General features: G+C 72.7%; 8 protein-coding genes. 4 read left to right on the top strand and 4 right to left on the bottom strand.

Translation table 11 applies throughout. From position 1 onward, the window contains the following. Positions 1-16 precede the first annotated feature (16 nt). From gcl to ACIOC1_RS21575, 4 genes are all read right to left on the bottom strand, one after another. Positions 17-1,804: a glyoxylate carboligase gene (gcl, locus tag ACIOC1_RS21590; RefSeq protein ID WP_401856077.1), complete on the bottom strand. Its 1,788-nt coding sequence runs from the start codon at positions 1,802-1,804 to the stop codon at positions 17-19. Between the two features lie 254 nt (positions 1,805-2,058). After that, complete coding sequence (locus ACIOC1_RS21585) at positions 2,059-2,805, bottom strand: hypothetical protein (protein WP_391049440.1); 747 nt, start codon at positions 2,803-2,805, stop codon at positions 2,059-2,061. A 246-nt stretch (positions 2,806-3,051) separates the two neighbouring features. Beyond that, a complete protein-coding gene (locus tag ACIOC1_RS21580) occupies positions 3,052-3,951 on the bottom strand; it encodes a 2-hydroxy-3-oxopropionate reductase (protein ID WP_355338928.1) in 900 nt (299 codons plus the stop codon). Between the two features lie 72 nt (positions 3,952-4,023). Continuing rightward, positions 4,024-4,860, bottom strand: a complete 837-nt coding sequence (locus ACIOC1_RS21575; RefSeq protein WP_355338931.1) for a TIM barrel protein — start codon at positions 4,858-4,860, stop codon at positions 4,024-4,026. Positions 4,861-5,593: 733 nt separating this feature from the next. Here ACIOC1_RS21575 and ACIOC1_RS21570 point away from each other — a divergent pair. The 4 genes from ACIOC1_RS21570 to ACIOC1_RS21555 all read left to right on the top strand — a co-directional run bounded on the left by ACIOC1_RS21570 (position 5,594) and on the right by ACIOC1_RS21555 (position 12,722). Continuing rightward, positions 5,594-6,640 carry a BTAD domain-containing putative transcriptional regulator gene (locus tag ACIOC1_RS21570; RefSeq protein ID WP_401856076.1) on the top strand — a complete coding sequence of 349 codons (1,047 nt, stop codon included), beginning with the start codon at positions 5,594-5,596 and terminating at the stop codon, positions 6,638-6,640. Between the two features lie 5 nt (positions 6,641-6,645). Then, the gene (locus ACIOC1_RS21565) at positions 6,646-8,949 is read left to right on the top strand and encodes a TOMM precursor leader peptide-binding protein (RefSeq protein WP_401856075.1); all 2,304 of its coding nucleotides are present in this window, start codon (positions 6,646-6,648) and stop codon (positions 8,947-8,949) included. Continuing rightward, a complete protein-coding gene (locus ACIOC1_RS21560; protein WP_401856074.1) occupies positions 8,946-10,988 on the top strand; it encodes a TOMM precursor leader peptide-binding protein in 2,043 nt (680 codons plus the stop codon). The genes ACIOC1_RS21565 and ACIOC1_RS21560 overlap by 4 nt, the downstream gene beginning before the upstream one ends. 138 nt (positions 10,989-11,126) lie before the next feature. Beyond that, the gene (locus tag ACIOC1_RS21555) at positions 11,127-12,722 is read left to right on the top strand and encodes a nitroreductase family protein (RefSeq protein WP_401856073.1); all 1,596 of its coding nucleotides are present in this window, start codon (positions 11,127-11,129) and stop codon (positions 12,720-12,722) included. Positions 12,723-12,899: the final 177 nt, after the last annotated feature.

Below are 12,899 nucleotides of genomic sequence, written 5' to 3'. Positions count from 1 at the left end.
GCCGGGCCCGTCGGCCTCAGACCCGCAGCGGCATGAGCGCCGTGGGCGCGTGGCCCGGCTCGGTGGCCAGCTCCTCGAATTCCACGACGTTGCTGATGTCGGCCGTCGTGCTCATCGAGATGTTGGTGATCCGCTCCAGGATCACCTCGACCACCACCGGCACCCGGTACTCGGCCGCCAGCTTCTTGGCCTGCTCGAACGCCGCGCCCAGCTCGGCCGGGTCGGTGACCCGGATCGCCTTGCAGCCCAGGCCCTCGACCACCTTGACGTGGTCGACGCCGTAGACGCCCAGCTCGGGCGAATTCACGTTCTCGAACTCCAGATTGACCTGGAAATCGATGTCGAGACCGATCTGCGCCTGCCGGATCAGCCCCAGGTACGAGTTGTTCACCAGCACGTGCACATACGGGATCCGGTGCTGCGCGCCGACCGCCAACTCCTCCAGCATGAACTGGAAGTCGTAGTCGCCGGACAGGGCGACGACCTGCGCGTCCGGGTCCGCGGTGGCGACACCGAGGGCGGCCGGGATGGTCCAGCCCAGCGGGCCCGCCTGGCCGCAGTTGATCCAGTGCCGGGGGCGGTAGACGTGCAGCATCTGCGCGCCCGCGATCTGCGAGAGGCCGATGGTGGTGACGTACCGCGTCTCGGGGCCGAAGGCCCGGTTCATCTCCTCGTAGACGCGCTGCGGCTTGATCGGGATGTCGTCGAAGTGCGTACGCCGCTGCAAGGTCGCCTTGCGCTCCAGCGTGGAGTCGATCCAGGCGCGGCGGTCGGGCAGCCTGCCCTCGGCCTTCAGCTCGCGGGCGGCCTCGACGAAGAGCGCGAGCGCGGCCTTGGCGTCCGAGGCGATGCCGTAGTCGGGGGCGAAGATCTTGCCGATCTGGGTGGGCTCGATGTCGACGTGCACGAAGGTGCGGCCCGCGGTGTAGACGTCGAGCTTGTAGCCGGTGTGGCGGTTGGCCCAGCGGTTGCCGATGCCGAGGACGAAGTCGGACTCCAGGAACGTGGCGTTGCCGTACCGGTGCGAGGTCTGGAGGCCGACCATGCCCGCGTTCAGCTCGTGGTCGTCGGGGATGGCGCCCCAGCCCATCAGGGTCGGGATGACCGGGGTGCCGGTCAGCTCGGCGAATTCGACCAGCAGGTCGCTGGCGTCGGCGTTGAGGATGCCGCCGCCCGCGACGATCAGCGGGCGCCGCGAGGCCAGCAGCATCGCGAGCGCCTTGTCGATCTGGGCGCGGGACGCGGCGGGCTTGTAGACCGGCAGCGGCTGGTACGTCTCCGGGTCGAACTCGATCTCGGTGAGCTGGACGTCGATCGGCAGGTCGATCAGCACGGGTCCCGGACGGCCCGAGCGCATCAGGTGGAACGCCTGCTGGAAGACGCCGGGGACCTGCGCGGCCTCCAGCACGGTGGTCGCCGCCTTGGTGACCGGCGCGGCGATCGAGGCGATGTCGACCGCCTGGAAGTCCTCCTTGTGGATCACGGAGGTCGGGGCCTGGCCGGTGATGCACAGGATCGGGACGGAGTCGCCGGTCGCCGAGTACAGGCCGGTGATCATGTCGGTGCCCGCGGGGCCCGAGGTGCCGACGCACACCCCGATGTTGCCGGGGCTGGTGCGGGTGTAGCCCTCGGCCATGTGCGAGGCGCCCTCGACGTGCCTGGCCAGCGTGTGGCGGATGCCGCCGGACGCCTTGAGCGCAGCGTAGAAGGGGTTGATCGCGGCCCCGGGCACACCGAAGGCGACGTCGACGCCCTCCAGCTTGAGGATCTCCACGGCCGCGCGGGCGGCGGTCATACGAGGCATGAGGTCCCTCTCCTGCTTCTGTCGGCGACTACTTCCCTCCACGCTTTCCGCTATGTGGAAAAGTAGTTCTGCGATATGGAATGAACGTAAGCCGTGCCGGTGCGCGCGTCAAGAGGCGTCCCGGGCAGCGAAAAGGCGCCCGGCGCGCGGGAATTCGCGCTGCCGGGCGCCTCGGGGCACCGTGAAGGGGGGCGGGTCAGCCGGGGGTGCCGGAAAGGGGGGATCAGCCGGAGGTGCCGGAAAAGGGGGGCGGGTCAGCCGGGGGTGCCGGGGCCCGTCCTGATCAACTCGTCCGCCGCGTCGTTCACCGGCTGCGGGGTGCCGGTCAGGTCCATCACGAACAGCGGTACGCCGAGCTGGTCGGCGCGCAGCCGCGCGTCGTGGGCGTAACCGGCCAGCGAGAAGAAGGCCCCGACCGCGTCCTCGTTGGCGCAGTTCAGCCAGAGGCACTCCACGTCACGGGCCGCGGTGGGCTGCGTGGTCGGGTCGACCTGGGCGACCAGTCCGTCCCCGCGCAGGTCGATGCCGTTGGCCGTACGGTCCCCGGCCAGCCGTATCCCGCCGAAGCCCAGCCACTTCAGGAACTGCGCGGCGGCGGTCAGCGCGTCCCTGCCGGTCCTGATCGTGACCGGCCGGAACGGCGGCCGGTCCGTCGGCGGCGGCGGAACCTGCCCGGTGGGCTCGGGCGGCGAATCCGCCTGATGCGCCCCCGCGGGCACGGCCCCGGCCTCCTGCGCGGCCTCGCCCGCCAACGGCAGCCGGATCAGGGCGCCGCAGGCGCAGTCGAACTCCGGCTTCGGCCACTCGTCGGCCCGGCCGCAGTCGGGACACCGCAGCCGTACCCACGAGTCGTCCCACGTCTTGTGCCCGATCTGCTCGGGCGCGCCCCCGGACAGCACCGGGAGCGCGAGCGGCGCACCGCACGCGCACGGGAAGGTGGGCGCGGTGTACGTGTGCTCACGGTCGCAGGCCGGACAGCGCACGAGCACCCTCTCTGCCATGTGGACAACTCCCGGTCTGCGGCGGCGGAATGTGCCTATGACAACGTGCACATCCCATAGTGCAGGAGTTTGCCGCACCTGGACCACGGCCGGGAGCACTCCCCGTACGCCGGGGCATGACGGCCTTCCATGACGAGCGCGCTCGAAGAGAGCAAGAGGGTGGTACCGCCCGGTGGTGCGTTTGGGCGCGACAGGACAAGTCACGCACCACCGGGCGGAGTTCATGGGGTCAGGACATCGGGTGCGTCAGTCCTCGACCGGGAGGCCGGACAGCCGCTCCACACCGCGCAGCAGCGCGGAGTGGTCGAGGCCGCCGTCGCCCTGGGCGCGCAGCGAGGCCACGAGGTTGGCCACCACGGAGCCGACCGGGAGCGCGGCGCCGACGGTACGGGCGGCGTCGGTGACGATGCCCATGTCCTTGTGGTGCAGGTCGATCCGGAAGCCGGGCGCGAATTCGCGCGCGAGGAAGTTGTCCTTCTTACGGGTCAGCACGGTGGAGCCGGCCAGACCGCCGTTGAGCACCTCAAGGGCGGCGTTCAGGTCGACGCCGGACTTCTCCAGGAAGACCACGGCCTCGGCGCACGCCTGGATGTTGACCGCGACGATCAACTGGTTGGCGGCCTTCACGGTCTGCCCCGCGCCGTGCGGGCCGCACAGGATCACCGTCTTGCCGAGCGCGTCCAGCAGCGGCTTGGCCTCGTCGAAGTCGGCCCGCTCACCGCCGACCATGATCGACAGTACGGCCTCGACCGCGCCCGCCTCGCCGCCGGACACCGGCGCGTCCAGCACGCGGATGCCCTTGTCCGCGGCGGCCTTCGCCAGGTCCACCGAGGTCTGCGGGGTGATGGAGGAGGTGTCGATGAGCAGCGCCCCCGACCGCGCGTGCGCCAGGATGCCGTCCTCGCCGTACGCGATGGCCTCGACCTGCGGCGACGCCGGGACCATCGTGACGATCACATCGGCGTCCCGTACGGCCTCGGCGATCGACCCGGCGGCCGTGCCGCCGTTGGCCGCCAGCCGCTCCAGCTTCGCCGCCTCCAGTGTGTAACCGGTGACGTCGTATCCGGCCTTGATCAGATTCTCGGCCATGGGGGAGCCCATGATGCCGAGTCCGATCCAGGCGACCTTGGGAAGGTGGGTGCTCATGGGGTCCTCTCAGGGGATGGTGGGGTACGGGAGCGCGGTCCGCGTGTCGGGGGCGCGCCGCTCCTCGCGCGTCTACGGGCGCGGCCGCCTGCCGGGAATCCAGCCGAAGGCGTTGCCCGAGCCGTCGGCGCCCGGCTTGTACTCCAGACCGGTCCAGCCGGTGTAGCCCGCCTTCCGCAGGCGGCCGAGCAGCTCCTCCAGCGGGAGGGTGCCGGTGCCGGGGGCGCCGCGGCCCGGATTGTCGGCGATCTGGACGTGCCCGGTCCTGTCGGCGTAGCGGTCGATGACCTCGGGCAGGTCCTCGCCGTTCATCGACAGGTGGTACAGGTCCAGCAGGAAGCGCGCGTTGTCCAGGCCGGTGGCGGCGTTGACCCGGTCGACGACCGCGACCGCGGCCGGGGCGCTGACCAGCGGACAGCGCGGTGACTCGGGTGCGTTCAGCGCCTCGATGAGCAAGGTGGCGCCGACCCGGTGGGCGGCGCGCGCGGCCAGCACCAGGTTCTCCAGCGCCAGCTCGTCCTGGACCGCCGGGTCGACGCCGTCGACCCGGTTGCCGTACAGCGCGTTCAGCGCGGTGCAGCCGACGGACGCGGCGAAGTCCGCGGCGACGTCGATGTTGGCGCGGAAGCGGTCCGACTCGGCGCCGGGCACCGACAGCGCGCCGCGGTCGGGCCCCGGCAGCTCGCCCGCGTAGAAGTTCAGGCCCACGAGCCGGGTCCCGGCCGCTTCGAGCGCGGACCGCAGCCCGTCGAGCCGGGCCTGGTCCGGCGTGGGGTCGTCGGTCCACGGCCACCACAGCTCGACCGCGTCGAAGCCCGCCGCGGCGGCGGCCGCGGGCCGCTCCAGCAGCGGGAGTTCGGTGAACAGGATCGAGAGGTTCACATCGAAGCGCGCGTCGGTGAAGCTCACTAGTGTGCGCCCCTTCCGTATTGCGGAAGTTGTTTTCTGTCTTGTGGAACATTGAATCAGCCCTTCGGCGGCTGTCAAGTCTCCGCGGCCCCCTCCGCCGCCGGTCCGCGCCCCTCCGCCCGTCCGGAGCCTTCTCCCGTGCGCGCGTCCGCGTGCGATCCGGTCGGTGGCGCCCCTGCGCAGCTCAGGCCGGGCGCGGGTGTCACGGAATGGCGCTGGTCTATTCCTCTGGCGAGCACGCCCGGTCAAAATCCGACAGAAACTTGACACGTAAATCAAAGTCGACCTCGGGGTGACGGGCATAAAGCCGCCCGATGAGGGGTAAGGGGAATGCCGCTTTACGCTCCCGCAATACTGCGAAGTATGTCCGATTACTCGCATCCGTACCGGAGGGATACGGTCCGGTGTGTCCCGATTCCGGGAGCGAGTTCACATTTTGGGTACACCGACCCCATCTAACAGACCGGTAACCCGGTGTCACGTGATTTTTCCCTGGACAAGGCAAAGAGTGCTGCCGTACTGTCCTCGGTGACCGCCAATAGGTATGACCCTCAGGGGATTCTGCCTCACTCCGGCCCACTCCCGCCGGGTGTGACAGCGGTCGTAACGGGGCAACGGGGATGGTGGATTGGTGGTCTGGTCCAACGCGCTCGAAAATAGTGCTGGATTACCAACGGCAAAAGGCGATACGCCGCCGCAGGTAGTCCCGCAGACGCGATTCACGGTACTGGGAATGCTGGCCGTCACCGACGGCAGCGAATCCGCGGTGCTTCAGCCGTCGCGGCCCGCCGCACTCCTGGCCGCATTGCTGCTGAATGCCAATTCCGTCGTCTCCGCCGACTTCCTGCAACGCGTCATCTGGGGCGAGGAGACTCCTGCCCAGGCCAAGTCCGCCCTGCACAGTTGCGTCCTGCGATTGCGCCGGCTGTTCGGCAAATACGGGATCGCGGGCAACACCATCGAAGCCGTACCCGGCGGATACCGGCTCACGGCGGACGCCGCGACCCTCGACCTGGTGCAGTTCCGCGAACTCCTCGACCAGGCGTACGCCACCGAGGAGCCCGACGCCGAATTGCGTCTGCTGCGCTCCGCGCTCGCCCTGTGGCAGCCGCCGCTGCTGGCCAACGTCCCCTCCGACCTGCTGCACCGCGACGAACTGCCCCGGCTGCACGAGGAATGGCTGCGCGCGATCGAGCGCGTCTTCGACCTCGAACTGGCATGCGGGCGGCACCGGGAGGCGGTGGCCGAGATCTGGCCGACGGCCCGCGCCCACCCGCTGCACGAGCGGTTCACCGAGCAGTTGATGGAAGCGCTGTACCGCGTCGGCCGCCGCGCCGAAGCGCTCGCCGAGTACCGGCGGGTCAAGAACCACCTCGCCCAGGCCCTCGGCGTGGACCCCGGACCCGCGCTGCAACGCCTCGAACTGGCCATCCTGCGCGGCGAATCCGAGCAGAGCCCGCCGCCGCAGGGCCGGCCGGTGACCCGCGGCGACCCGCGCCCGGCGGCATCCGGAGGCCCGGCGGCGGTCCGTGACGCGGGCGCCGACCCGGTCGCGGGCGAACCCGTCGAGGGCGGTCGCGTCCTGGACAGCCTGGTCGGCGCGGGACTGCTCGAAGAGGGTCCGCGCGGTCTCTACCGGATGCACGAACTCCTGCGGGTGTTCACCCGCGCAGCGGCGGCCGACGGGGTCGGCGGCGCCGCGCCCCCCGGACGCACCGGGCACCCCCCCACCCCATCGCAGCGGCCGAGCGCCGTGGAACTGCATCCTACGGAGGCGTGACTGACATGGTGTCACCGTATGACGAGATCGCCGACACCCGGCCGCGGATCCGCCGGGACGTGCTCTACACGCAGACCCCGACCGGCGTGCACTTCCACAACGCGCGCGGCGGCTTCAGCGTCGTCATGCCCTCCGCCTACCGCTTCGCGACGCTGATCGTCCCGCACCTGACCGGCGACCACACCGTGGCCGCGCTCTGCCAGGGCCTCGGCGACAAGCAGCGCGAGATGGTGGTACGGCTGGTAGGCACGCTCTACGCGCGTGGTTTCGCCCGCGACGCCGTCCCCGCGCGGAGCGACACCGAACCGCTCGATCCCGCCGTCACCGAGCGCTTCGCCGCGCAGATCGACTACGTCGACCACTACACCGACGGCGCCGCCGACCGCTTCCGGCGCTTCCGGCAGGCCCGCGTGGCCGTACTCGGCGACGACGCCCTCGCCCGCTGGGCCGTCCTCGGTCTCGTCCGCAACGGCTGCGTCGCCGTCGCCGTGCCGCGCGCCGTCGACAGCCCCGGCAACCGCTTCGCCGAAGTCCTCGACGAGGCACGGGCGTTGCGCGCCGAGAACTGCCCGGTCGAGCTGGACTGGCTGGACGACCCGGCCGACGCGGAGGGCGCGCCCGGCACATACGGCTGGGAACACCTCGACGGCTACGACACGGTCCTGGTCACCGGCGAACGCGGCCCCCGGCAGATCGCCCGGCTCCTCGACGCGGGCCTGCCCGCCGGCCGACTGCTGCTCCCCGCCTGGACGTTCGGCGAGTCCGTCGTCATCGGCCCGCTCATGGCGACCGACACCGCCGGCTGCTGGACCTGCGCGGCGCTGCGGCTCGGTGCCAACGGCGAGGCGGGCGCCGCGGCCGACCTGTGGAGCGCGGTCGCCCCCGCGGGGCCCCGCGACAGCGCCGCCCCCGTCGTCGGCGGACCGCTCGCCGCGATGATCGGCAACCTCCTGGCGTACGAGGTCTTCCGCCGCACCACCGGCGTCCTCCCGGCCGAGACGGAGAACCAACTCCTCGTCCAGGACATCGACTCGCTCGACACCGTCGCCGAACCGCTGCTCCCGCACCCGCGCTGCCCGCACTGCGGTACGGCGGCGGCCTCGGAGTCGGCCACGGACGCGGCTTCCGCGGACGCCCCGCTTGAACTGGCCGCCCTGGACAGCGAGTCGGCGGCCGAGGTCGGGGCCGCCGCGTCGCCGCTCGGCGGACCCGTCTCGGACGGCGCGGGCGAGGAGGACGCCGCGCAGGCCGCCCTCGCCGAGATCACCGGCCGGTCCGTCCTCGTCCAGCGCAGGACCGGCGTCTTCCAGGCGTACGCCGACGAGGAGTGGGCGCAGACACCGCTGAAGGTCAGCACCGTCGTACTCGGCACCGGACACCGCGCCCGGCGGGAGATCACCGCCTTCGACGTCCACCATGTCGCGGGCGCCCGGCTGCGGGCGCTGTACCGGGCAGCCGAGGTCTACGCGGAGCACGTCGTGCCCGTCCAACAAGCCCTGTCCGGAGCGGAGTTGGAGGCGGCGCGCGGCAAGTGGCGGTCCGTCGACCCGGCCGCGCTGAGCATCACCAGCGGACTCGGCACCGCGGCCGGGCTGGTCCCGCGCTGGTGCGCGGCCACCTCGCTGCTCAGCGGCGAGACGCTGCTGGTGCCCGCGGCGGCGCTGCGGCCGTTCGGCCCCGACAACCGCGAGCGGATCGTGGAGGCCACCTCCGCGGGCACCGGCGCGGGCGGCACCGCGGCCGAGGCCGCCACCCGAGGTGTGCTCACCGCGCTCGCCCACGACGCGCTGCGCCGCGCCGTCGGCGGATCGCTCGCCGTACAGCACGTCCCCACCGCCGAGTTGGAGGGCGCGGACGCCGAACTCACCTTCCTCGCCCGCTCGGCCGCCGGGCTCGGCGTCGACCTGGAGATCCTCGACCTCGGCGCCCATGAGGAGCGCGTCCTGCCGGTCGTGCTGGCGCGCGCCGCCGATCCGGCGACCGGACAGGCCCGTTGGGCGGTGGCGGCGGGGGTGCGCTGGCGCGACGCGGCGCTCGACGCCGTACGCGACCTGCTCGGCGCCGTGCAGGTCGGCGGCGCGCCCGACGCGGGCGACCCGCTGCTGGCCGACCTCGCCCCCGGCGCCGTGGCGGTGACCGCCGGGACCCGCGCCGACCTGGCCGCCGCCACCGACTGGCCCACGGTCGCCGACCGCCTCCGCGCCACCGGCCGCGACCTGCTGACCGCCCCCACCCACGCCCCCGACCTGGCCGCGGGCCGCGTCCACACCACCCGCGTCCTGCTCACCACCGCCCCGGACCGGCCATGACCGCGGATCTCCTCGCGGACGCGTGCACGGCCCTGGCCGATCGCCTCACCGCCGGCCTGGCGGCCCACGCGCCTGTCGCCGACCCAGCCGCCGGGCCCGGTACGCCGGTGGCGGTCGGTGCTCGTGGTCAGGCCAGTGGCGTCGCCGTCGCCGCCGGTCCGGCCCCGGCGCGGGCCGTACCGGCCGTGGTGGTCAGCGCGCTCGGTGTCCGTGACGAACTGACGCTGCCCGCGCGCGACTTCGACGTTCCGTCGACCGAGACCGTCGGCGTACGCGTCTACGGGCACCACACCGTCGTCGGTCCCTTCGCGCCCGGCGGCCGGGCCGGGTGCGGGCGGTGTCTGGCGCGGCGGTGGCAGAGCGTGCGGGCGCGGGCGCTGCGGGAGGCGCTGGAGACGGGTACGGGCACGCGCGCCGCGGGACGGCCGCCGCGGGCCACGGCCTTCGGGGTCGACGGCCTCGCCGCGCTCATCGCGGCCCACCACCAGCGGGGCGGGCCAGGAGGCGGGAAGACCGGCGGCGACAGCCGTCTGCCGTACGCGTTCCTGGTCGACATGGAGACCCTGCGCGTCACCCGCTTCGCCTTCGTGCCGGACGCCGAGTGCCCCCAGTGCGGGGAGCGCGCCGCCGATACGGCCGAGGGCGCGCGGATCGGCTTCGCGCCGTCGCCGAAGCCCGCGCCGGACGTGTTCAGGGCGCGGCCCGCGGACGACTACGACGTGCCGTTCGAGGCGTTCGTGAACCCGGCGGCGGGCATGCTCGGCCCCTCGGTCGTGCCCGATCTGATCTCGGCGTCCACGTCCTCGACGGTCGGCTCCTTCCTCCTGCGGTCCGGCGACTATCTGCGCGAGTGCTTCTGGGGCGGCCACACCCCGCGCTACCGCTCCAGCGAACGCGTCGGCCTGCTCGAAGGACTTGAGCGCTTCGCCGGGATGCGCCCGCGCGGCAAACGGACGGACGTCACCGCCGCGTACAGCGAACTCGCCAGCGACGAAGCCGTGTTGGACCCGCGCACCTGCGGCCTGTACACGGACGACTTCCACCGCGCCGAGCCCGGCGTACGCCCCTTCGACCCCGAGCGGCCGATCCCGTGGGTGTGGGGCTGGTCGCTGCGCGACCAACGGCCGGTGCTCGTACCGGAGATCCTGGCGTACTACCACGCGCCCGGCGGCCTGGAGAACCGCTTCGTACAGGAGAGCTCCAACGGCTGCGCGTCCGGCGGGAGTCTGGCCGAGGCCGTGTACTTCGGGCTGATGGAGGTCGTCGAGCGCGACGCGTTCCTGCTCGGCTGGTACGCGAAGGCGCCGCTGCCCGAGATCGACGCGAGCGGCAGCGGCAGCCCCGAGACCCGCGCGATGATCGACCGGCTCGCGATGTACGGCTACCGGGCCCGGTTCTTCGACACCCGCGTCACCTTCCCGATCCCGGTCGTCACGGCCGTCGCCGAACGGATCGACGGCGGCCTCGGCCGGCTCTGCTTCGGCGCGGGCGCGGGCCTCGACCCGGAGGCGGCGCTCGCGGCCGGACTGTGCGAGATCGCCACCGACGCGGTCAACCTGCGCCGCAGGACCGCCCGCGACGAACCGCGACTGCGCGCCCTGGCCGCCGACTTCGACCGCGTCCAGGTGCTGCACGACCACCCGCTGCTCTACGGGCTGCCCGAGATGGCCGTCCACGCCGACTTCCTGCTGCGCGGCGACGACCGGCCGCGCGTGGCGCTGGGCGACCTCACCACGACCGGGGTCGGCGCCATACCGCCCGCCGACGACCTCGCCGACGACGTCACCGCTTGCGTCGAGGCGGTCGCCAAGGCCGGGTTCGACGTCATCGCCGTCGACCAGACCATGCCGGAACAGCGCGCCCTCGGCTTCCACACGGCCGGAGTCATCGTGCCGGGTCTGCTGCCCATCGACTTCGGCTGGCGCCGCCAGCGCGCACGCCATATGAGCAGGACGCGGACCGCGCTGCGGGAAGCGGGCCTGCGCGAGCGGGACTTGACGGCCGACGAACTCAACCAGGCCCCGCATCCGTTCCCTTGAGCCGCCCGCCGTCCCCGCAGCCTCACGGAGACCGAAACAGAGCACCGAGCCCCGACCCGACACCCCGACCGAGCCCCGAGACCTGAGCCCCGAGACCTGAGCCCTGAGCCCCGACCGTCGACCGAGAGAGGAACGCCCGTGGGATTCGCCCATGAGTACGCGACCGCCATCGTCCGGCGGGGCCGGTATCCCATGGAACCCGCCGACTTCGTGCCCGACTGGGCGGACCGGCCGAGGAAGGGCAAGCACTTCCCCGGCGCGGAGACCTTCCCGCTCCCGCGCGACGAGGCACCGGCCGAAGCCACCGTCCAGCAGGGCCTGTTCGGCCCGCGCGGCACCGGCGCCTTCACCCTGCCGCTGCTCGCGGGGATGCTCCAGGAGTCCTACGGCCTGGTCGGCAGGCGTCTTGCCGTACAGGCCAACTCCGACCTCGGCACCCTGCCGATGTACACCCAGGCCAACTGGTCGCGCGGCACCGCCTCGGGCGGCGGCCTCTACCCGATCGGCGTGCACTGGGTCAGCGGCCCCTCCGGCCCGCTCACACCCGGCGTGTACTACTACTCGACGCCCCACCACCACATGCGGCGGCTCCTCGCCGGGGACGCCACGGCGGAGGTCCGGGCCGCGCTCGGCGGCCGACTCGGCGCGGACTGCGACCAGTTCCTCGTCCTCGGCGTGCGCTTCTGGCAGAACGCCTTCAAGTACAACAGCTTCAGCTACCACGTCGTCACGATGGACATCGGCGCGCTGCTCCAGACCTGGCGGATCTGGGCACGGGCCCGCGGACTGCACATCGGCGCCGCGCTGTGGTTCGACGAGGCCCGGCTCGGACGGCTGCTCGGCCTCGGCCAGGACGAGGAGGGCGTCTTCGCCGTCGTACCGCTGACCTGGGACGGCGCCCCGTCGGCGGCCCCGGCGCTGCCGGCCGGCGACCCGCCGACCGCGCCACGGGTCCGCCACGCCGACCAGGAGCGCTCCCGCACCACCATGACGTTCGAGACCGTACGCCGGATGCACGCGGCGGCCCTCGACGGCGCCGCGGACCGACCGGCCCCCGGAACGCTGGACACCGCGCTCGCGCTGCCCGTGCCCGAGGGCGGCGAGCGGACCGCGCTGCCCGCCCCCCGGCCCCTGGACACCCCCGTCGGGCAGGCGCTGCGGGCCCGGCGCAGCAGCTTCGGCCGCTTCCAGGCCGTCCGCCCGCTGCCCGCCGACGCGCTGTCGACCGTACTGGCCGCGGTCGACGCGGCGAGCAGCCTCGACACCGACACCGAGACTCCCGGCGCACCACCCCTCAGCCGCGCCTACGTCTTCGTCAACCATGTGGCGGGCATCGCGCAGGGCAGTTACCTCTACGACGGGGAGGACCGTTCGCTGCGGCTGGTCAAGGCCGGTGCGCCGGGCGAATTCCTCCAGCGCAACTACTTCCTCGCCAACTACAACCTGGAGCAGGCGGGGGCGGTGATCGTGCCCGTCGCCCGCACCACCGCCGTGCTCGACGCGGTCGGCGACCGCGGCTACCGGCTGGTCAACGCCGTGATCGGCGCCGTCTCTCAGGCCGTCTACACCGCGTCCGCCGCGGCCGGGCTCTCCTGCGGCGTCGCGCTCGGCTTCGACGCGATCTCCTTCACCGAGGAGCTGGCGCTCGACCGGACCGGTGAAGTGCCGCTGCTGATCATGATGATCGGCCACGAACGGCCCCGCCCGGCCGACTTCCGCTACGAGATCGCCTGACCGGGCGGCAACGGCCGCTGACGGCGGCCGAGTCCAGAACCCCGCACGACCCCGCACGACCTCACACGGCCCCAGGGCCCGAGGGACCGCACAACCTTACGACCGCAGAACCTTACGACCGCAGAACCTTACGACCGCAGAGCCCGAGGACCGCAGGGGCCTTACGACCGCAGGACG

The organism is Streptomyces sp. NPDC088197, from assembly GCF_044741185.1.
GTDB lineage: Bacteria > Actinomycetota > Actinomycetes > Streptomycetales > Streptomycetaceae > Actinacidiphila.
The sequence above is the reverse complement of the archived record's forward strand: the minus strand, read 5'-3'. Positions and strand labels throughout refer to the sequence as shown.